Origin of the sequence: Kitasatospora sp. NPDC048296, assembly GCF_043201815.1 — a bacterium.
GTDB lineage: Bacteria > Actinomycetota > Actinomycetes > Streptomycetales > Streptomycetaceae > Kitasatospora.
The window spans coordinates 23261-46248 of sequence record NZ_JBICZB010000007.1 but is presented as its reverse complement, the minus strand read 5'-3'; the positions used below and the strand labels follow the sequence as shown (position 1 = coordinate 46248).

The following is a 22988-nucleotide window of genomic DNA, read 5'->3' as shown; positions in this document are numbered from 1 at the left end:
CCCCGCCCCGCACGCCGGCCTGAATCTTTCGCACAGAAGTGGCGACACTCGATGACCAACGATGACAAGCTGCTCGACTATCTGAAGAGGGTCACCGCTGATCTGGCCCAGACCCGGCAGCGGCTGCGCGACGTGGAGACCGAGGAGAAGGAGCCCATCGCCATCGTGGCGATGAGCTGCCGGTTCCCCGGTGGCGTCAGTACCCCCGAGGAGCTCTGGCGGCTGGTCGACGAGGGCACCGATGCCATCACGGACTTCCCGGACAACCGGGGCTGGGACGGCGCCGCGCTCTACGACCCCGACCCGGACGCCGCCGGCAAGAGCTATGTGCTGCGGGGCGGGTTCCTGCACGAGGCCGCCGACTTCGAGCCGGACTTCTTCGGCATCTCGCCGCGCGAGGCGCTGCTGATGGACCCCCAGCAGCGGCTGCTCCTCGAGGTGGCCTGGGAGGCGCTGGAACGCGGCGGCATCGCGCCGGACTCGGTACGCGGCGCCCGGATCGGGGTGTTCGCGGGCACCAACGGCCAGGACTACCGCGACGTGCTGGCGAAGCTGCCGAAGGACCCCGAGGCGGCGCTCGGCACCGGCGTGCTGGCGGCGGTGATGGCCGGCCGGATCTCCTACACCCTCGGCACCGAGGGGCCCGCGGTCACCATCGACACCGCGTGCTCCTCGGCCCTGGTCGCGCTGCACCTGGCGGTGCAGGCGCTGCGCCAGCGCGAGTGCACGCTGGCGATGGCCGGCGGTGTCTCGGTGATGTCCACCCCGGGCGCGTTCATCGCCTTCAGCCGTCAGCGCGGGCTCTCCCCGGACGGCCGGTGCAAGTCCTTCGCCGATGAGGCGGACGGCACCGGCTGGGGCGAGGGCGCCGGGATGCTGCTGCTGGAGCGCCTCTCGGACGCCCGGCGCAACGGGCACCAGGTGCTGGCCGTGGTCCGTGGTTCCGCGGTGAACCAGGACGGTGCCTCCAACGGGCTGACCGCGCCCAACGGGCCGTCCCAGCAGCGGGTGATCCGTCAGGCGCTGGCGAGCGCGGGGCTCTCGGCGAGCGATGTCGACGTGGTGGAGGCGCACGGCACCGGTACCACGTTGGGTGACCCGATCGAGGCGCAGGCGCTGCTGGCCACCTACGGCCAGGGCCGGTCGGCGGACCGGCCGTTGTGGTTGGGGTCGATCAAGTCGAACATCGGTCACACCCAGGCGGCCGCCGGTGTGGCCGGGGTGATCAAGATGGTGCAGGCGATGCGCCACGGCGTGCTGCCCAAGACCCTGCACGTGGACGGGCCCTCCAGCAAGGTGGACTGGTCGGCGGGCGAGGTCCGGTTGCTGACCGAGGCCAGGGCCTGGCCCGAGGTCGAGCGGCCGCGCCGGGCCGGGATCTCCTCCTTCGGCGCGAGCGGCACCAACGCGCACACCATCATCGAGCAGGCCCCCCTCGAGGAGGCCGCCGAGCGCGAGCCGCGCAGTGCGCCCTCGACCATCCCGTGGCTGCTCTCCGGGCGCACCCCAGCGGCCCTGCGCGAGCAGGCGCGGCGGCTGGCCGCCGTGGCGGACACGCTGGACCCGGTGGACGCCGGTTTCTCGCTGGCCACCACCAGGACCGCCCAGCAGTACCGGGCCGTGGTGCTCGGCCAGGACCGCGAACAACTGCGCGGCGGCCTGAACGCGCTGGCCGAAGGCGTGCCCGGGGTGCTCCAGGGCCGTACCGTCAAGGGGCTGACGGCCTTCCTGTTCACCGGGCAGGGCGCGCAACGCCCGGGTATGGGCCGGGAGTTGTACCAGGAGTTCGAGACGTTCCGGCAGGCCTTCGACGAGGTCTGCACCCACTTCGACGGCGGCCTCAAGGACCTGGTCTTCGGCGCCGACGCCGAGCCGCTGAACCGGACCGCCATCACCCAGGCCGCCCTCTTCGCTTTCGAGGTGGCGCTGTTCCGGTTGTTGGAGTCCTGGGGTGTGGTGCCGGACTTCCTGGCGGGGCATTCGATCGGTGAGGTGGCGGCCGCGCATGTGGCCGGGGTGCTGTCGCTGGTGGACGCGTGCCGGTTGGTGGCGGCTCGGGGTCGGTTGATGCAGGCGCTGCCGGTCGGTGGGGCGATGGTGGCGGTGCGGGCGAGTGAGGCCGAGGTGCTGCCGCTGCTGACCGAGGGGGTCGGCATCGCGGCGGTCAACGGGCCGCGGGCGGTGGTGGTCTCGGGTGTCGAGGCGGAGGTGTTGCGGGTCGCGGAGTCGTTCGCGAAGTCGAAGCGGTTGAAGGTCAGCCATGCCTTCCATTCGCCGTTGATGGAGCCGATGCTCGCTGAGTTCCGTGAGGTGGCGGCCGGTCTGACGTACGGCCGGGCGACCGTGCCGGTGGTCTCCAACCTCACGGGTGAGCTCGCCGGCGAGGAGTTGGCCGATCCGGAGTACTGGGTGCGTCACGTGCGCGAAGCCGTCCGCTTCGAGGCCGGGATCCGCACGCTGGCCGAGGCCGGGGTCACCCGTTTCGTGGAGCTGGGCCCCGACGCGGTGCTGACCGCGATGGCCCGCGAGTGCCTGGACTCCGAGGAGGCCGTGCTCGCCGCCGCCACCCGGCGCGAGCGCCCCGAGCCGGACACCCTGCTCACCGCGCTGGCCCAACTGCACATCGGCGGCTGCTCGCCCGACTGGGGCACCCTGTTCCCGGGGGCCGCCCGGGTTGACCTGCCCACCACTGCCTTCCAGCGCAGCCGATTCTGGGTCGAGGTCCCGGCCTCGGTCGGCGACGTCGCCTCCGCCGGCCTGGACTCCACCGAGCACCCGCTGCTCGGCGCGGCCACCATGCTGGCGGACTCGGACGGCGCGGTGCTCACCGGGCGGCTCTCGGTGCGCACCCACCCGTGGCTGGCAGACCACGTGGTCGGCGACCGGGTCGTGGTGCCCGGCACCGCCATGGTCGAACTGGCCATCAGGGCCGGCGACCAGGTCGGCTGCGGCCACCTGGAGGAGCTCACCCTTGAGGTGCCGCTGGTCCTGCCCGAGCAGGACGGCATCCGGGTGCAGGTCACCGTCAGCGCCACCGACGCCGCCGGCAGCCGTACGGTGTGCGTCTACTCGCGCGCCGAGAGCGCGGCCGCCGAAGTCCCGTGGACCCTGCACGCCTCCGGCCTGCTCGGCCAGGTGCCCGCGCGCACGGGTGAACGCCTCACCGAGTGGCCGCCGGCCGGTGCCGAGGCGCTGGAGACCGCCGGCCTCTACGAGCGGCACGCCGCCTCAGGCCTGCACTACGGTCCGACCTTCCAGGCCCTGCACGCCGCCTGGCAGCGCGGTGACGAGTTGTTCGCCGAGGTCCGCCTGGCCGATCGCCCGGCCGCCGACGCGGGCCGGTTCGGCCTGCACCCGGCCGCCTTTGACGCCGCACTGCACGCGCTCGCCCTGCTCGGTGACGGCTCCGACGACGAGACCGCCCGCCTGCCCTTCATGTTCTCCGGCGTCTCGCTGCACGCGGTCGGCGCCTCGGTGCTGCGGGTGCGGCTGCTCGCCACCGGAGCGCACTCCTTCGCCGTCGACCTGGCCGACGCCACCGGCGCCCCGGTCGCCTCGGTGACCTCGCTGGCCTCCCGCCCGCTGACCAACCTGCGCCAGGAGCAGGGCGTTTCGAGCGACGCGCTGTTCCGGCTCGGCTGGAGCCCGATCCAACTGGCCGAGACGGCAGGCGAGGCCGACTACCGCCTCCTGCACAGCGTGGCGGGCAACGATGCCGAGGCCGTCCGGGTGGCCGTCCACGTGGCGCTGGCCGCGGCGCAGGACGAGGACCCGCGCCCGCTGATCGTGGTCACCCGCGGCGCGCTCTCGCTCGCCGGGGAGGAGGTGGCCGACCTGGCGGGCGCCGCGGTGTGGGGCCTGCTGCGCTCGGCGCAGTCGGAGAACCCCGACCGTTTCGTGCTGCTGGACCTCGATGCGGACGCCGACGCCAAGGCGCTCGCCGCCTCCGTACTGGCCAGTGGTGAGCCGCAGGTGGCGATCCGTGCCGGCGCGGCCCACGCCGCCCGGCTGACCGCCGCCGAGCTCACCGCCGAGGCCGCGCCGGAGCTCGCCCCCGAGGGCACCGTCCTGCTGACCGGCGCGACCGGGGGCCTTGGCCCGGTGCTCGCCCGGCACCTGATCACTGCCCTCGGCGCGCGCCACCTGCTGCTGCTCAGCCGGCGCGGCGGCGGGGACGAGCTGACCGCCGAACTCACCGAGCTCGGCGCGCAGGTCACCGTCCGGGCCTGCGACGTGGCCGACCGCGCCGCGCTCGCCGAGGTGCTGGCCGAGATCCCGGCCGAGCATCCGCTCACCGCCGTGGTACACGCCGCCGGGCTGCTCGACGACGGCGTGGTCGCCTCGCTGACCCCCGAGCGGATCGACGCCGTGCTGCGGCCCAAGGTGGACGGCGCGCTCAACCTGCACGAGCTCACCGCGGACGCGCCGCTGCGCGCCTTCGTGCTGTTCTCCTCGGTCGCCGGGCTGGTGGGCGCACCGGGTCAGGGCAACTACGCGGCCGCCAACGCCTTCCTGGACGCGCTGGCCGCCGGGCGACACGCGCTCGGCCTGCCCGCCCTCTCGCTGGCCTGGGGGCCCTGGGCCCCGGTCGGCGGCATGACCAGCTCCCTGGAGGAGGCCGACCGGGCGAGGATCTCGCGCGGCGGCATGACCGAGCTGTCCGCCGAGGACGGCGTGGCGCTCTTCGACCTGGCCCGGGCCACCGGGCTGGCGGCCCTGGCCCCGGTGCGGCTGAACCTGGCGGCGCTGCGTCGCCAGGGCGCCGCGCTCGCCCCGGTGTTCCGCTCCCTGGTGGGCCGTACGGTGCGCCGCGAGGCGGTGGCGGTCGAGGGCTCGGAGTTCTCCTTCGCCGACCGGATGGCCGAACTCGGCGAGCGGGAGCGCGCGGACGCGCTGCTCCAGCTGGTCCGGGTCCAGGTCGCGGCCGTGCTCGGGCACGCCTCCGCGGAGGCGATCGACCCGGGCCGGGCCTTCCAGGACCTCGGCTTCGACTCGCTGGCCGCCGTCGAACTGCGCAACGCCCTGACCACCGAGACCGGCCACCGGCTGCCCGCCACCCTGGTCTTCGACTACCCGTCACCCGAGGCGCTGGCCGGCAACCTGGTCACCCGGTTCAGCGGCGTCAAGTCCGGCCCGCGCAAGGCCGCCCGGGCGAGCGCCGCCCGTACCGACGAGCCGATCGCCATCGTCGGCATGGCCTGCCGCTATCCGGGCGGGGTGACCTCGCCGCAGGAGCTGTGGGACCTGGTGATCGGCGAGAGCGACGCGATCAGCGCCTTCCCGGACAACCGGGGCTGGGACATCGACCGGATCTACGACCCGACCCGCGAGCGCCCCGACACCAGCTACGTCCACGAGGGCGGGTTCCTGCATGACGCCGGCGCGTTCGACGCCGAGTTCTTCGGGATCTCGCCGCGTGAGGCGCTGTTGATGGATCCGCAGCAGCGGTTGCTGCTGGAGAGTTCCTGGGAGGCGTTGGAGGGCGCCGGGATCGATCCGGTCTCGCTGAAGGGCAGCCGCACCGGTGTGTTCGCCGGGGTGATGTACCACGACTACTTCGGCGCGTTCGGTAGTGGCAGCATCGTGTCGGGCCGGGTGGCTTACACCCTCGGGCTCGAGGGGCCGACGCTGTCGATCGACACGGCGTGCTCCTCCTCGCTGGTGGCGCTGCACCTGGCGGCGCAGTCGCTGCGCGGCGGCGAGTCCACCCTCGCCCTGGTGGGCGGCGTCGCGGTGATGTCGACCCCGGACCCGTTCGTGGAGTTCAGCCGCCAGGGCGCGCTCGCCCCCGACGCGCAGTGCCGCCCGTTCGCCACCGGCGCCGGCGGCACGGTCTGGGGTGAGGGCGTCGGTGTCCTGGTCCTGGAGCGCCTGTCGGACGCCCGGCGCAACGGGCACCAGGTACTGGCCGTGGTCCGCGGCACCGCCGTCAACCAGGACGGTGCCTCCAACGGGCTGACCGCGCCCAACGGGCCCTCCCAGCAGCGGGTGATCGAGCAGGCCCTGGCCAACGCCGGGCTGTCGGCCGCCGACGTCGACGTGGTCGAGGCGCACGGCACCGGTACCACGCTGGGCGACCCGATCGAGGCGCAGGCCCTGCTGGCCACCTACGGCCAGGACCGTGGTGAGGACCGACCGCTCTGGTTGGGCTCGATCAAGTCGAACATCGGTCACACCCAGGCGGCCGCCGGTGTGGCCGGGGTGATCAAGATGGTGCAGGCGATGCGCCACGGCGTGCTGCCCAAGACCCTGCACGTGGACGAGCCCTCCACTCACGTGGACTGGACGGCCGGCGAGGTCCGGTTGCTGACCGAGGCCCGGGCCTGGCCCGAGGTCGAGCGGCCGCGCCGGGCCGGGATCTCCTCCTTCGGGATCAGCGGCACCAACGCCCACACCATCATCGAACAGGCCCCGGCCGCGGCCGAGCAGCCGGAGACGAGCGCGGCGCCGACCACGGCCCCGTGGCTGCTCTCCGCGAAGTCCCGAGCGGCGCTGCCCGCCCAGGCCGAACGGCTGCTGGCCTTCGTGGACGCCAACCCGCGGCTCGCGCCCGCGGACCTGGCCCACGCACTGGCCACCACCCGTGCCCACTTCGAGCACCGCGCGGCCATCGCCGGCGCGGACCGCGCCGAACTGCGCGACTCGCTGGCCGCGTTGGCCGCCGGGCGCACCGCTCCCGGGCTGGTCGAGGGCACCGCCACCGGCTCCCGCCCGGTCTTCGTGTTCCCGGGCCAGGGCTCCCAGTGGCAGGGCATGGCCACCGAACTGCTGGTCTCCTCGCCGGTGTTCGCGGCCGCGATGGCCGAGTGCGCCGCCGCCTGCGCGCCGTTCACCGACTGGGACCTGCTGGCCGAGCTGAACGGCCCGCTCGACCGGGTGGACGTCGTCCAGCCGCTGCTCTGGGCCGTCATGGTCTCGCTGGCGCGGACCTGGATCTCGTACGGGGTGCGCCCCGCCGCGGTGATCGGGCACTCCCAGGGCGAGATCGCGGCGGCCGTGGTGGCCGGTGCGCTGTCGCTGGAGGACGGCGCCCGGATCGTCACCCTGCGCAGCCAGGCCATCGCCCAGGACCTGTCCGGCGGGGGCGGCATGATGTCGGTCGCGCTGCCCGTCGACCAGGTGGAGGAACGACTGGCGGCCTTCGACGGCCGGCTCTCCGTCGCCGCGCGCAACGGGTCGGGATCGGTCGTGGTCGCCGGCTTCGTGGACGCCCTGGACCTCCTGCAGGCCCAGCTCAAGGACGAGGGCGTGCGGGTCAAGCGGCTGCCGGTGGACTACGCCTCGCACTCCGCGCAGGTCGAGGCGATCCGGACCAGGTTGCTGGAGACCCTGGCGGAGGTCTCGCCGCTCCCCGCCGAGGTGCCGTTCTACTCGACCGTCACCGGCGAGCTCGTCGACACCACCGAGCTGAACGCCGAGTACTGGTACACCAACCTGCGCCGGACCGTGCTCTTCGAGCAGGCCGCCGGGGCCGCGGTCGGCAAGGGCCACGGAGTGTTCATCGAGTGCAGCCCGCACCCGGTGCTCACCGTCGGCCTCCAGGAGACCTTCGACGGCGTGCGGGCGCTGGGCTCGCTGCGCCGCGAGGAGGGCGGCCCGGCCCGGTTCGCCGCCGCGCTCGGCGAGGCCTTCGCGCACGGCGTCGCGGTCGACTGGCGACAGGTCTTCGATGGCCTGCGCCCGCGCCGCGTCGAGCTGCCGACCTATGCCTTCCGGCACGAGCAGTTCTGGCTGGACAGCGTCTCCGGCAACGCCGACGTCACCTCGGCCGGTCTCACCCGGACCGACCATCCGATCCTGAGTGCGGCGATGACCCGCGCCGACACCGACGGCACCGTCCTCACCGGCCGTCTCTCGCTCGGCACCCACCCGTGGCTGGCCGACCACGTGGTCGGCGGGGAGTTGCTGTTCCCCGGCACCGGCTACCTCGAGCTGGCCCTCCAGGCCGCCGATCAGGTGGGCCTGGGCCGGGTCGCCGACCTCACCCTGCACGCCCCGCTGGTCTTCCCCGAGCACGGTGCGGTGCAGCTGCAGGTCGTGGTCGGCGCGGTGGAGGAGTCCAGCCGCCCGGTCGGCATCTACTCGCGCCCCGAGAGCGAGGCCGACGACGAGCCCTGGATCCGGCACGCCGACGGTGTGCTCGCCCCGGGCGGCGCGCCCGCCGAGCCGGAGCTCACCCTCTGGCCGCCCACCGGCGCCGAGCCGATCGATCTCGACGGGGTGTACGAGCAGCTCGCCGAGGCCGGACTCGCCTACGGGCCCGCCTTCCAGGGCCTGCGCGCCGCCTGGCGCCTGGGCCAGGAGGTCTACGCCGAGGTGGCCTTCGCCCAGCAGGTGGACGGCTACGGCCTGCACCCGGCCCTGGCGGACGCCGCCCTGCACACGGTCGGCCTGACCGGCGTCGCCGAGGACGAGGCGCTGCTGCCGTTCGCCTGGTCCGAGGTGCACCTGCACGCGACCGGCGCCAGGGAACTGCGGGTCCGGGTCAAGCCCTTGGGCCAGAGCGGCGCGGTGGAGCTGACGTTCGCCGACGCCGGCGGCGCGCCGGTGGCGAGCGTCGGCTCGCTCGCCCTGCGCCCGATCCCGGCCGAACAGCTCGCCGCCGCCGCCAAGTCGGCGCGGGCGGGCGCGCTCTACCAGGTGGAGTGGATTACCGCGCCGAGCCCGGCCGTCGACCCCGCCCACGACCCGGTGGTGCTGCGCAGCCCGGCGGGCACCAGCGCAGACGAGGTACGGGCAGCCGTGCACACCGTCCTCGACCAGCTGCGTGAGCAACTGGCGGGCGAGGCCACCGTGCTGGTGGCCACCGGCGCCGACCTGGCCGGTGCGGCGGTGGCCGGACTGGTCCGCTCGGCGCAGTCGGAGAACCCGGAGCGGATCGTCCTGGTCGAGCTCGACCAGGACCCGGCCTCCGAGGCGCTGCTGCCCACCGCCTCGGCCGTGGGCGAGCCGCACCTGGCGATCCGGGGCGGCGCCATCCAGCTGCCCCGGCTGGTCCGGGCCGAACCGGCCGCCGACCAGGAACGGTTGGAGCTCGACCCCGCGGGCACCGTGCTGCTGACCGGCGCGAGCGGCGCACTGGGCACCCTGATCGCCCGACAGCTGGTCACCGAGTGGGGGGTGCGGCACCTGCTGCTGCTCAGCCGCCGCGGCGCGGCCCCCGAGCTCGTCACCGAGCTCACCGAACTCGGCGCCGAGGTCACCGCCGCCGCCTGCGACGTGGCGGACCGCGCGGCGCTGGCCGAGGTGTTGGCACAGGTCCCGGCCGAGCATCCGCTGACCGCGGTGGTGCACGCGGCCGGGGTGCTCGCCGACGGCGTGCTCTCCTCGCTCACCGCCGAGCGGCTGGACGCCGTGCTGCGCCCCAAGGTGGACGCGGCCTGGTACCTGCACGAGCTGACCGCCGGTCTCGACCTCAAGGCGTTCGTCCTGTTCTCCTCGGCCGCCGCCACCCTCGGCTCGCCGGGGCAGGCCAACTACGCCGCGGCCAACGCCTTCCTGGACGCGCTGGCCGGCCACCGCCGGGGGCTCGGCCTGCCGGGCCAGTCGCTGGCCTGGGGCCTGTGGGCGCAGGCCAGCGGGATGACCGGCACGCTGGACGACACCGACCTGTCCCGGATCTCCCGGGGCGGCGTGGCGGCCCTGGCCACCGATGAGGGCTTGGCGCTCTTCGACGAGGCGCTGCACTCCCGGCACCCCGCCGTGCTGCCGATGAAGCTGGAACCGGCCGGACTGCGGGCCCAAGGTGACGTCCTGTCACCGCTCTTCCGCGCCTTGGTGCGCTCCCGGCGCCAGGCCGTCTCCGGTCAGCCGGCCGCCGGCGCCGACTCGCTGCGCGGCCGGCTGGCCGCCCTCGCCGAGGTCGAACGCAAGCCCTTCCTGGTGGAGTTGGTCCGCACCCAAGCCGCCTCGGTGCTCGGGCACCGCTCGGCGGAGGCGGTCGAAGCGCACAAGGCTTTCCGCGAGCTGGGCTTCGACTCGCTGGCCGCGGTCGAGTTGCGCAACGGCCTGGCGGCGGCCACCGGGCTGCGCCTGCCGGCCACCTTGGTGTTCGACTACCCCAACCCCCTCGAACTGGCCGGCTACCTGCTCGAGCAGCTGGTCGGCAACCTGGCGGCCGTGCCGGTGCAGGCCGCGCCCGCCGGCTCGGAGGAGCCGGTCGCGATCATCGGGATGAGCTGCCGCTACCCCGGCGGCGTGAACTCGCCCGAGGACCTGTGGAAGCTGGTCGTCGGCGAGGTGGACGCCATCGGCGAGTTCCCCACCGACCGAGGCTGGGACCTGGAGTCGCTCTACGACCCGACCCTGGACCGCCCCGGCACCAGCTACGCCAAGCACGGCGCGTTCCTGTACGACGCGGGCGACTTCGACGCCGACTTCTTCGGCATGGATCCGGAGGAGGCGCTGGTCACCGACCCGCAGCAGCGGGTGCTGCTGGAGACCGCCTGGGAGGCGCTGGAGCGGGCCGCCATCGACCCGGTCTCGCTGCGCGGCAGCGCGACCGGGGTGTTCGCCGGCGTGATGTACCACGACTACTTCGAGAGCTACGGCTCCGGCAGTGTGGTCTCGGGCCGGGTCGCCTACACGCTCGGTCTGGAGGGGCCGACGCTGACGGTGGACACCGCCTGCTCCTCCTCGCTGGTCGCGTTGCACCTCGCGGTGCAGTCGCTGCGCCAGGGTGACTGCACCCTGGCACTGGCCGGCGGGGTGACGGTGATGGCCACCCCGGGGACCTTCGTCGAGTTCAGCCGGCAGCGCGGCCTGTCGCGCGACGGGCGCTGCCGCCCGTTCGCGGACGCCGCCAACGGCACCGGTTTCGGCGAGGGCGCGGGCGTCCTGCTGCTGGAGCGGCTCTCGGACGCCCGCCGCAACGGCCACCAGGTGCTGGCCGTGGTGCGCGGCACCGCGATGAACCAGGACGGTGCCTCCAACGGCATCACCGCCCCCAACGGCCCCGCCCAGCAGCGGGTGATCCGCCGCGCGCTGGCGGCGGCGGGTGTGCCCGGCGGCGAGGTCGACCTGGTCGAGGCGCACGGCACCGGCACCACGCTGGGCGACCCGATCGAGGCGCAGGCCCTGATCGCGACCTACGGCAGCGAGCACACCGAGGAGCGCCCGCTCTGGCTCGGCTCGATCAAGTCGAACATCGGTCACACCCAGGCCGCGGCCGGGGTGGCCGGCGTGATCAAGATGGTGCAGGCGATCCGCCACGGGGTGCTGCCCAAGACCCTGCACGTGGACGAGCCGTCCCGGCACGTCGACTGGACGGACAGCCACGTCCGGCTGCTCACCGAGTCGCTGGCATGGCCCGAGTACGACCACCCGCGCCGGGCCGGGATCTCCTCGTTCGGGATCAGCGGCACCAACGCGCACGTGGTGATCGAGGCCGCGCCCAGCGCTCCCGGTGAGGAGGCTGCCGCGCTGGTGGCGCGGCAGCCGCAGGCCCCGCTGCTGCTTTCGGGCCACAGCCCGCAGGCGCTGCGCGAGCAGGCCGAGCGGCTGCTGAGCCACCTGGGCGAGCGGGCCGAGCTCGATCCGCGCCAGGTCGCGGCGGTGTTGGCGAGTGCCCGCGGCCACCACGCCCACCGGGCGGCGGTGAGCGGCGGTGACTGGGACGAACTCCTGCGCGGCCTGCGGTCGTTGGCCGAGGGTCAGGCCTCGCCGAGCGTGGCGCTCGGCACTGCGGCAGCGGGTCGCACCGCGTTCCTGTTCTCCGGCCAGGGCTCGCAACTGGTCGGTATGGGCGAGGAGTTGATCGAGACGTTCCCGGCCTTCGCGGCCGCCTTCGAGGAGGTGTGCGAGCGGCTGGACCCGCTGCTCGACCAGCCGCTGCGCGAGGCGCTGTCCTCGGCCGAGCTGCTGGACCGCACCGAGTACACCCAGCCCGCCCTGTTCGCGCTCGAAGTCGCGCTCTTCAGGCTGCTGGAGTCCTGGGGCATCCGCCCCGACCTGCTGGCCGGGCACTCCATCGGCGAGTTCGCCGCCGCTCACGTGGCCGGGGTCTGGTCGCTGGCGGACGCCGCCCGACTGGTCGCCGCGCGCGGCCGGCTGATGCAGGCGCTGCCCGCCGGCGGTGCGATGGTGGCGATCAAGGCCACCGAGGCCGAGATCGAGCCGCTGCTGACCGAGCGGGTGAGCATCGCGGCGGTCAACGGGCCGAGCTCCGTGGTGATCTCGGGCGAGGCGATGGCGGTGCGCGCGATCGCCGAGCGGTTCGAGCGGGCCAGGGAGCTGACGGTCAGCCACGCCTTCCACTCGCCGCTGATGGAGCCGATGCTCGCCGAGTTCCGCGAGGTCGCCGCCGGGCTGGAGTACCACCCGCCGCGGATCGCCGTCGTCTCCACCCTGACCGGAGCGCAGGCTGCCGCGCAGGAGCTGTGCTCACCGGAGTACTGGGTGCGCCACGTGCGCGAGGCGGTGCGCTTCGCGGACGGCGTGCGGGCGCTGGAGGAGGCCGGCGCGCGCCGGTTCGTCGAGATCGGTCCGGGCGGGGTGCTGACCGCGCTGGCCGCCGAGAACCTGGCCGAGGGTCCGAGCGGTGACGCCGCGCTGATCCCGCTGCTGCGCAAGGACCGGCAGGAGTCGGCGGCGGTGCTCACCGCCCTGGGCGCCTTCCACGTCCACGGCGGCGCGGTGGACTGGGCGCGGCTGCTGCCGGCCGGTGCCGCGGTCGAGTTGCCGACGTACGCCTTCCAGCGCCGCCGGTACTGGATGGCGAGCGAGCCCGCGGGCTACCGGGCGACGGCGGACCACCCGCTGCTGGGCAGCGCCGTGGACCTCGCGGGAGGCGAGGGCACGCTGTTCACCGGACGGCTCTCGTTGCAGAGCCACCCCTGGCTGGCCGATCACGCGGTCGGCGGGGTGGTGCTGCTGCCCGGCACGGCGTTCGTCGAGATGGCGCTGGCGGCCGGCGCGGACCTCGGGGCCGGCGCGGTCGAGGAACTGACCATTGCCGAACCCCTGCTGCTGCCCGAGCAGGGCACGGTCCGGCTGCAGTGCACGGTGCGTCCGGCCGATGCCGGGACCTGGACGTTCCAGGTGTACTCCCGCACGGCGGACGAGTTGGGGGCACCTCCCGGTCACCAGGCCGGGGGACCGTGGACCTCGCACGCCACCGGGCTGCTGCGGGCCGCTTCGGCCCCGGCGCCCGGCATGCCGCAGGCCTGGCCGCCGGTCGGCGCCGAGGCGCTCGACCTGGCGGGGACCTATGAGCGCCTGGCCGAGCTCGGCGCCGAGTACGGCCCGCTGTTCCAGGGGCTGCGGGCCGCCTGGCGGCTGGCTGACGAGGTCTTCGCCGAGGTCGAACTCCCGCTGGAGACCGATCGGTTCGGCATTCATCCGGCGCTGTTCGACGCCTCGCTGCACGCGATCGGACTGCGGGCGGGTGCGGCGCAGCGGATGAGCCTGCCGTTCGCCTGGAACGGGGTCGAGCTGTACGCCGTGGGCGCGCGGACGCTGCGGGTGCGGATCAGCCCGGCCGGCTCGGACGCGGTGCGGATCGAGCTCGCGGACGGGGCCGGTGCCCCGGTGGCCCGGGTGGAGTCGCTGGTGCTGCGCGAGGTCGCGGTGGACCGGCTGGCAACGGCCGGCGGCAACGACTCGCTCTTCGCCCTGGAGTGGACCAGGCTCACCGGCGGCGCAGTGCCCTCGGGCGGACACTGGGCGGTGCTCGGTACGCGCCGTCGGCGGCTGCTGGACGCCTTGGCGGTGCAGGTCGCCACGGTCAGTACGGTCGCCGACCTCGACGAGCTCGCGGCGCTGGCCGACCCGGTGGACGTCCTGGTGCTGCCCTGGGCGGGCGGTGACGATCCGCGGGCGGTCCACGAGGGCCTGGCCGCGCTGCTCGGCCGCCTGCAGTCCTGGCTGGCCGACGAGCGGTTCGCGCAGGCGACCGTGGTCGTGGCGACCAGTGGCGCGGTCTCGCCTACCGGTGAGGACGTCACCGACCTGGCCGCCGCGGCGGCCTGGGGGCTGATCCGTACGGCGCAGTCGGAGAACCCCGACCGGATCGTGCTGATCGACCTGGACGACCACGATGCCGACGACGAGGCGGCCCCGGGTTGGCACCTGCTGCCGGCCGCCGTCGCCTGCGGCGAGGCGCAGCTCGCGGTGCGTTCGGGTGCGCTCAACGCGCCGCGGCTCACCAGGGCGGCGAAGGCCGTACCGGACGCCCCCGTCGAGTGGAGCGGCCGGGTGCTGCTCACCGGCGGCACCGGGGCGCTGGGGCGCCTGGTGGCCCGTCACCTGGTCACCGAGCACCAGGTGTCGAGTCTGCTGCTGCTCAGCCGACGCGGCGAGGCGGCGCCCGGCGCCGCCGAGCTGCACGCCGAACTCACCGGCCTGGGCGCCGAAGTGACCATCCTGGCCTGTGACCTGGCCGACCGGGAGGAGCTGGCCGCAGTACTGGCGCGCTACCCGGTCTCCGCGGTGGTGCACTCCGCGGGCGTGCTGGACGACGGGACGCTCGCCTCGCTGACGCCCGAGCGGCTGTCCGCCGTGCTGCGACCCAAGGTGGACGCGGCCTGGCACCTGCACGAGCTGACCAAGGACCGACAGCTGTCGGCGTTCGTCCTGTTCTCCTCGGCGGCCGGTCTGCTCGGCAGCCCCGGGCAGGCGAGTTACGCCGCCGCCAACGCGTTCCTCGACGGCCTGGCCCTGCACCGCAGGGCGGTCGGCCTGCCGGCCACCTCACTGGCCTGGGGCGCGTGGTCGGGCAACGGCGGCATGGCCGACCGGCTCAGCGAGGCCGACAGCCGCCGGATGGCCCAGTCGGGGGTGGGCAGCCTCAGCGAGGAGGCTGGTCTGGCCCTGTTCGACGCCGCGGTCGGCCGGGCGGAAGCCGTCCTGATGCCCGCACACCTCGACCTGGCCGCACTGGCCCGGGGCAACCGGGTCCCGCCGCTGTTGAGTCGGCTGGTGCGCTCCTCGTCCGCGCGGCGGGTGGCGCAGGCAGCCTCCACGGCCTCGGCCGCGCTGCGGCGCAGCCTGGCCGGGCTGGTCGGCCAGGAGCGGATCGCGCTCCTGCTCGAACTGGTCGGCACCCAGGCGGCCGGGGTGCTCGGGGTCACCGAGGTGGCCCTGGACCGGGCGTTCAGCGAACTCGGCTTCGACTCGCTGACGGCGGTGGAGTTCCGCAACCAGCTCAACGAGGCCACCGGGCTGCGGCTCTCGGCCACGTTGATCTTCGACTACCCGAACCCGATGGTGCTGGCCCGGCACCTGGAAGCCGAACTGGCCCCGGCCGAGGGCTCGGCCGGGGAAGTGCAGGAGGCCGCCGTGCGCCAGGCGCTGGGCGCGATCCCGCTGGCCCGGCTGCGCGACGCCGGCCTGCTGGACAGCCTGCTCGAACTGGCTGGGCTCAAGGCCGAGTCCGCCGCCGAGTCGAAGGACGACGACGGCGAGAGCGGCGAGTCGATCGACACGATGGACATCGAGAGCCTGATGAACCTGGCCCTTGACGACCTCGGCGGACAGGAGGAGCTGTGACAGGGGGTACTCCGGTGGCGAAGAGTGAGAGCAAGGAACAGCCGCAGAACCCGGGCACCAGGATGGTCGACGCCCTGCGGGCCTCGCTGAAGGAGACCGAACGGCTGCGGGAGCAGAACCGCAAGCTGACCGCGACCCTGCGCGAGCCGATCGCGATCGTGGGCATGGCCTGCCGCTATCCGGGCGGGGTGACCTCGCCGCAGCAGCTCTGGGAGCTGGTGACCGAGGGCGGGGACGGCATCACGCCGTTCCCCACCGACCGGGGGTGGGACGCCGACCTCTACGATCCGCGGCCGGGTCTGGAGGGCAGGTCCTACACCGCCGAGGGTGGGTTCCTGCACGAGGCCGGCGCGTTCGATGCGGGGTTCTTCGGGATCTCGCCGCGTGAGGCGCTGTTGATGGATCCGCAGCAGCGGTTGCTGCTGGAGAGTTCCTGGGAGGCGTTGGAGGGGGCCGGGATCGATCCGGTCTCGCTGAAGGGCAGTCGTACCGGTGTGTTCGCCGGGGTGATGTACCACGACTACTTCGGTGCGTTCGGTAGTGGCAGCATCGTGTCGGGCCGGGTGGCTTACACCCTCGGGCTCGAGGGGCCGACGCTGTCGATCGACACGGCGTGCTCCTCCTCGCTGGTGGCGCTGCACCTGGCGGCGCAGTCGCTGCGCGGCGGCGAGTGCACCCTCGCGCTGGCCGGCGGTGTGACGGTGATGGCCTCGCCCGGCACCTTCGTGGAGTTCAGCCGTCAGCGCGGGCTCTCCCCGGACGGCCGCTGCAAGGCGTTCGCGGAGGGCGCGGACGGCACCGGCTTCGCCGAGGGCGTCGGTGTCCTGGTGCTGGAGCGGCTCTCGGACGCCCGGCGCAACGGGCACCAGGTGCTGGCCGTGGTCCGTGGTTCCGCGGTGAACCAGGACGGTGCCTCCAACGGGCTGACCGCGCCCAACGGGCCGTCCCAGCAGCGGGTGATCCGTCAGGCGCTGGCCGGTGCCCGGCTGTCGGCCGCCGATGTCGACGTGGTCGAGGCGCACGGCACCGGTACCACGCTGGGCGACCCGATCGAGGCGCAGGCCCTGCTGGCCACCTACGGCCAGGACCGTGGTGAGGACCGGCCGCTCTGGTTGGGCTCGGTCAAGTCGAACATCGGTCACACCCAGGCGGCCGCCGGTGTGGCCGGGGTGATCAAGATGGTGCAGGCGATGCGCCACGGCGTGCTGCCCAAGACCCTGCACGTGGACGGGCCCTCCAGCAAGGTGGACTGGTCGGCGGGCGAGGTCCGGTTGCTGACCGAGGCCCGGGCCTGGCCCGAGGTCGAGCGGCCGCGCCGGGCCGGGATCTCCTCCTTCGGGATCAGCGGCACCAACGCCCACGTCATCCTCGAACAGGCCCCGGCCGCGGCCGAGCAGCCCGAACCCGACCCGGCACCGCCGATGGCCCTGTGGCCGCTCTCCGCCCGCACCCCGCAGGCACTGTCGGCCCAGGGCGAGCGGCTGCGCGCCTTCGCCGCCGACCGCCCTGAGCTGAAGGCGGGCGCGGTGGCCAGGTCGCTCGGCACCGAACGCGCCGTCTTCGAGCACCGGGCCGCCGTCCTCGGCCCGGACCGCGACCGACTCCTCGACGGGCTGGCGCTGTTGGGCGCCTCGGACGACTCGCCGTCGGTGCTGCGCGGCCGGGCCCGCACGGGGGTCAAGACCGCCTTCCTGTTCACCGGGCAGGGCGCCCAGCGGCTCGGGATGGGCGCGGAACTGCGGGCCCACTACCCGGTGTTCGCCGAGGCCTTCGACGAGCTGAACGAACACCTCGGGGTCGGCACCGCCGAGGTCCTCTTCGGCACCGACCCCGACCAGGTCGATCGGACCCTGTACGCGCAGACCGGTCTCTTCGCTTTCGAGGTGGCGCTGTTCCGGTTGTTGGAGTCCTGGGGTGTGGTGCCGGACTTCCTGGCGGGGCATTCGATCGGTGAGGTGGCGGCCGCGCATGTGGCCGGGGTGCTGTCGCTGGTGGACGCGTGCCGGTTGGTGGCGGCTCGGGGTCGGTTGATGCAGGCGCTGCCGGTCGGTGGGGCGATGGTGGCGGTGCGGGCGAGTGAGGCCGAGGTGCTGCCGCTGCTGACCGAGGGGGTCGGCATCGCGGCGGTCAACGGGCCGCGGGCGGTGGTGGTCTCGGGTGTCGAGGCGGAGGTGTTGTGGGTCGCGGAGTCGTTCGCGAAGTCGAAGCGGTTGAAGGTCAGCCATGCCTTCCATTCGCCGTTGATGGAGCCGATGCTCGCTGAGTTCCGTGAGGTGGCGGCCGGTCTGACGTACGGCCGGGCGACCGTGCCGGTGGTCTCCAACCTCACGGGTGAGCTCGTCGGCGAGGAGTTGGCCGATCCGGAGTACTGGGTGCGCCACGTGCGCGAAGCCGTCCGCTTCGAGGCCGGGATCCGCACGCTGGCCGAGGCCGGGGTCACCCGTTTCGTGGAGCTGGGCCCCGACGCGGTGCTGACCGGGCTGGCCAGGGAGAGCGCCCAGGCGCCGAACACGGCGTTCGTCCCGCTCGGCCGCCGGCTCGGCTCGGAGAGCGCCACCCTGCTGACGGGGCTGGCCCAGCTCTACGTGGACGGCCTGTCTCCCGACTGGCAGGCGGTTTTCCCCGGCGCCGGGCGGGCGGAGCTGCCGACGTACGCCTTCCAGCACCAGCGGTACTGGCTGGCGGCGGACGTCCCGCTGATCGTCGGCGCGCTCGACACCCCCGACCAGCAGGCCGGGGCGGGGGAGGTGGCGCCGCTTCGCGCGCGCCTCGCCGGGGTCGGCGAGTCCGAACAGCAGGAGCTGCTGGTCGAGTTGGTCCGCGCGCAGAGCGCCGCCATCCTCGGCCACTCCTCCGTGGAGGCGATCGAGCCGGAGGTCGGCTTCCTGGAGGCCGGGATGGACTCGGTCTCCGGCACCGAACTGCGCATCGCACTCTCCGCGGCCACCGGGCTGGCCCTGTCCGCCGGCGTGGTCTTCGACCACCGCACCCCGGCCGACCTGGCCGCCCACCTGCGAACCGAGCTGGCCCACGGCGGGGCCGGGCTCGCCGGGGCGGGCGCCGACGGCGCTGTCGACGGCGGCGCCGAGGACGCCGCCGAGGACCTGGAGTCGATCAGCGGGCTGCTGCGCCGGGCCGCCGCCGAGGGCCGGATGACGAAGGGGATGGCGCTGCTCGACGCGGTCGCCGAGATCCTGCCCGACTTCTCCTCGGCGGCCGAACTGGAGCGCCTGGCCGAGCCGGTCCGCCTTGCCCAGGGGGAGCAGGGACCCAAGCTGATCTGCTTCCCCTCCCCGATGGCGCTCGGCGGCGCCCACCAGTACGCCCGGTTCGCCTCGCACTTCCGTGGCCGCCGCGAGGTGGTGGTGCCGCCGGTGCCGGGGTTCGGCCCGGGGGAGGCGCTGCCGCGCTCGGTGGACGCCGTGCTCGAGGTCTTCGTCGAAGGCGTGCCGGCCGTGGCGGCGGGGGAGCCCTTCGTCCTGGTCGGCTACTCCTCCGGCGGCCAGTTCGCGCACGCCACCGCCGAGGCGTTGGAGAAGGCGGGCACCCCGGCGGCCGGGGTCGTCCTGCTGGACACCTACCTGCCCGACGGCGAGGGTCAGGACGAACTCTGGCCGCAGATGTTCCGGGGCATGCTGGACCGGGAGTCCTCCTTCGGCCGGTTCAGCGCCGCCAGGCTCGCCGCGATGAGCCGCTACAGCGACCTGATCGTGGACTGCCTGCCGGGAGCGCTGTCGGCCCCGGTGCTCTTCGTCCGCCCGGCGCAGTCCTTCACCGACGCGCCCGGCACCGAGGACTGGCGAGCCTCGTGGAGCGGCGAGCACCTGCTGCGGGAGGTGCCCGGCACCCACTTCACCATCCTGGAGGAGTCGGCCCCGGTGGTGGCAGAGGCGGTCGACGACTGGCTCTCGACCCTCGGAACCCTCGAAAGCTGACCGCTACTCGCCGGCCCTGCCGTCAGGGGCCCGGTGATCAGGGGCGCGGGCCACCGGTTCCGCGCCCTTGGTGTTTCCGGAAGCGGCCTTGCGGTGGTGGTGGAACATCCGCCACCGAGGGAGAGAAAGTTCTACCTCGGATACGCCAAACAATGCCAATGTGCCGAACCGCCGCCGCTTCTACCGTTGACACCAGTTCGCGTGAGGTTCGTGATCAACCGGGTGGGAGTTCCAGTGCAGACTCAGGAGAGCGGTCAGCAGGCAGTGGCCGTCCGGCTGGAAGCGGTCGAGAAGATCTACGGCAAAGGTGACAACGAGGTGGCCGCGCTCAAGAGACTGAGCATGACCTTCGATACCGGCAGCTTCACGGCCGTGATGGGACCCTCGGGATCGGGCAAGAGCACTTTCCTGCACTGCGCCGCCGGTCTGGTCCAGCCCACTTCGGGCAAGGTGCTGATCGGTGACACCAACCTCGCGGACCTGGACGAGGTGCGGCTCACCAAGCTGCGCCGCGACCGGATCGGCTTCATCTTCCAGTCGTTCAACCTGCTTCCGGCCCTGACGGTGATGCAGAACATCGTGCTGCCGCTCCAGCTGGCCGGCAAGCGTCCGAACAAGAGCCAGATCCTGATGGTGGTCAACCGGGTCGGTCTGGCCGACCGGCTCGACCACCTGCCCGGCCAGCTCTCCGGCGGCCAGCAGCAGCGCGTGGCGATCGCGCGCGCCTTGGTGACCCGGCCCGCCGTGGTCTTCGCCGACGAGCCGACCGGCGCCCTGGACACCCGTACCGCCGCGGCCGTGCTCGGCCTGCTGCGCGAGTCGGTGACCGCCGGCGGGCAGACCCTGGTCATGGTCACCCACGACCCGGTGGCCGCCTCCTACGCCGACCGCGTGGTCTTCCTCGCGGACGGCCGCTTCGTCGGCGAGCTGTACCAGCCGACCGCCGAGGCCGTCGCCGCGCGGATGACCCGGCTCGGCGCCTGGGACGACGAGAACTTCGAGCCCTCCTCCACCCTGTCGGGGGGTGGCCGCTGATGCTGCTGCTGGCTCTGCGCACACTGAAGTTCCGTAAGACCGGGTTCATCGCCACCTTCGTGGCGATGTTCCTGGGCGCCGCGATCGTGATGGCCTGCGGTGGCCTGATGGAGACCGGCGTCCGGATGGCGGCCCCGCCGCAGCGCCTGGTCGGGGTGCCGATCGTGGTGACCGGTCAGCAGACCCACGACGACACCGCGCTGACCGAGCGCAACCGGATCGACCCGAGTGTGCTCGACACGGTCAAGACGGTTCCCGGCGTCGGCAGCGCGATCACCGACCTGTCCTTCCCCGCGACCGTGGTGGTGGGCGGCAAGGCGGTCGACGCCGGCTCGAAGGGCCACAACTGGTCCAGCGCCGGGCTGACCCCGTTCACGCTGACCCAGGGCGTGGCCCCGGGCAACGGCCAGGTGGTCCTCGACGCGAAGCTGTCGGCCGATTCGGGCGCCGGGGTCGGCTCCAGCGTGCAGCTGACCGTGCACGGCGCCGCCCGGACCTTCACGGTCTCCGGCATCGCCCACCAGACCACCGGCGAGACGATCCAGCCGAGCCTGTTCTTCTCCGACGCCCAGGCGCAGCAACTGGCCGGTTCCGAGGGAAAGTTCGACTCCATCGGGGTGCAGCCGGCGGCCGGTGCCGACGTCGCGACGCTGGAGCAGGCCGTGAGTTCGGCGGTCAGCGGCAAGGCGATGGTGCTCACCGGCGAGCGGCGCGGCCTGGCCGACCTGCCGGGCACGCTCTCCAGCCAGCAGACCGTGACCATCCTGGCGGCGATTTTCGGCAGCTGGGCGGTCCTGATCGTGATGTTCGGTGTCGCCTCCACGCTCGGGCTCTCGCTCCAGCAGCGGGCGCACGAGATGGCCCTGCTGCGGGCGATCGGCACCACCTCCCGGCAGGTGCGCCGGATGATCCTCGGTGAGACCGCCGTGCTGTCGGTGCTCGCCACCGCCCTGGCGATCGCCCCCGGCTTCGTTGTCGGCAAGCTGCTGTACGGGCAGCTGACCGGCAACGGCGTGGTGTCCAAGGAGATCATCTTCCACGAGGGCTGGATCCCGATCACGGTCGGCGCCTTCGCGGCGGTCGCGGCCGCCATGGGCGCGGCGCTGTTCGCGGGGCGCAAGGCCGCGAAGACCAAGCCGGTCGCGGCGCTGGCCGAGAGCACCCTGCAGACCAAGTGGCTCACCACCACCCGCCTGCTGCTGGCGCTGTTCTTCATGCTCAACGGCGTCACGCTGTCGGTCGTCACGGCCACGGTGATGACCGACGGTCCGACCCTGGCGAGCACCGCGGGACCGGCCTCGGTCCTGTTCGCGATCGGCGTGGCGCTGCTCGCCCCGGGGATCACCAAGGCGATCGTGGTGGCGCTCCGTTGGCCCGTCCGCGCGTTCTCCGGACTGTCCGGGTACATGGCGCTGCGCAACGCCACCACCAACAACGTCCGGATGGCGGGCGCGGTGGCCCCGATCATCCTGCTGATCGGCATCGCCAACGGCACCCTGTACATGCAGGCCACCGAGGACACCGTCTCCGCCAAGAGCTACGAGAACAACGTGCTGGCCGACTACGTGCTCGACTCCTCGACCGGCGGCTTCGCGCCGGGCGTGGCCGGCTCGGTCCGCTCCATCCCGGGCGTGTCCGGCGTCTCCGAACTGGTCAGCTCCATCGGCTTCGTGGACGCCGCGGGCAGCGGCAACACCATGGACCTGCGCGGCGTATCGGCCAACGGCGTCCAGCAGACCATCGCGCTCGACTCGCTGAACGGGTCGATCGGCGACCTGAAGGGCAACACGGTTGCCCTGTCGGACAAGCAGGCGAAGGACTTCGGCGTCCGCATCGGGGACAACCTGAAGATCCACTTCGGTGACGGCACGGCCGCCGACCCCAAGGTCGTGGCCACCTACGCCGACAACCCCCAGGAGCAGTACCTCCTGCTGCCCTCCGACGTGCTGGCCCCGCACACCACCACCGGCCTGCCGACCAAGATCCTGGTCAAGGCGGACGGCAGCGCCGACCACGCCCGGATCCAGTCCCGCCTCGACGGCGTGGCGGCCACGGTGCCCGGCACCGCGATCGCCGACCGTTCCACGCTGACCAGCTCCAACAACCAGATCCAGCAGATCCTGGTCTCCTCGAACTACACCATCGTCGCCATGATCGTCGGCTACGCGGCGATCACCGTGATCAACAGCCTGGTGGCGGTGACCCGCAAGCGCCAGGGCGAGTTCGGCCTCCAGCGCCTGACCGGCTCCACCAAGGCCCAGGTGCTGGGCATGCTGAGCGTCGAAGGCGCCCTGGTCGCCGTCATCGCCACCATCCTGGGCACCATCTCCTCGGCGACCACGATCGTCCCGTACAGCCTGGTGAAGGCCGACTCGATCCTGCCGAAGGGCTCGATCGGCATCTACCTCGCGATCATCGGCGGCGCGCTCGCCCTGATCTTCGGCGCGACCCTGTTCCCCTCCTGGAGGGGCATGCGGACGCCGCCGATCGAAACGGCCAGGTCTCCCGCCTGACCGGCACGCCGGGGCCGCT

General features: G+C 73.5%; 4 protein-coding genes. All 4 read left to right on the top strand.

From position 1 onward, the window contains the following. Positions 1 to 51 precede the first annotated feature (51 nt). On the top strand, positions 52 to 15486 hold the full coding sequence (locus ACGF12_RS07360; protein WP_393026823.1) for an SDR family NAD(P)-dependent oxidoreductase: 15435 nt from the start codon (positions 52 to 54) through the stop codon (positions 15484 to 15486). 14 nt (positions 15487 to 15500) lie between these two features. Further along, entirely contained in the window at positions 15501 to 19421 is a 3921-nt protein-coding gene (locus ACGF12_RS07355; protein ID WP_393026820.1) for a type I polyketide synthase, read from the top strand. Positions 19422 to 19655: 234 nt separating this feature from the next. Next, positions 19656 to 20456, top strand: a complete 801-nt coding sequence (locus tag ACGF12_RS07350; protein WP_393026817.1) for an ABC transporter ATP-binding protein — start codon at positions 19656 to 19658, stop codon at positions 20454 to 20456. Next, positions 20456 to 22969 (top strand): ABC transporter permease, encoded by a 2514-nt coding sequence (locus ACGF12_RS07345; protein ID WP_393026814.1) that lies wholly within the window; start codon positions 20456 to 20458, stop codon positions 22967 to 22969. Before ACGF12_RS07350 ends, ACGF12_RS07345 begins: the two co-directional genes overlap by 1 nt. Positions 22970 to 22988: the final 19 nt, after the last annotated feature.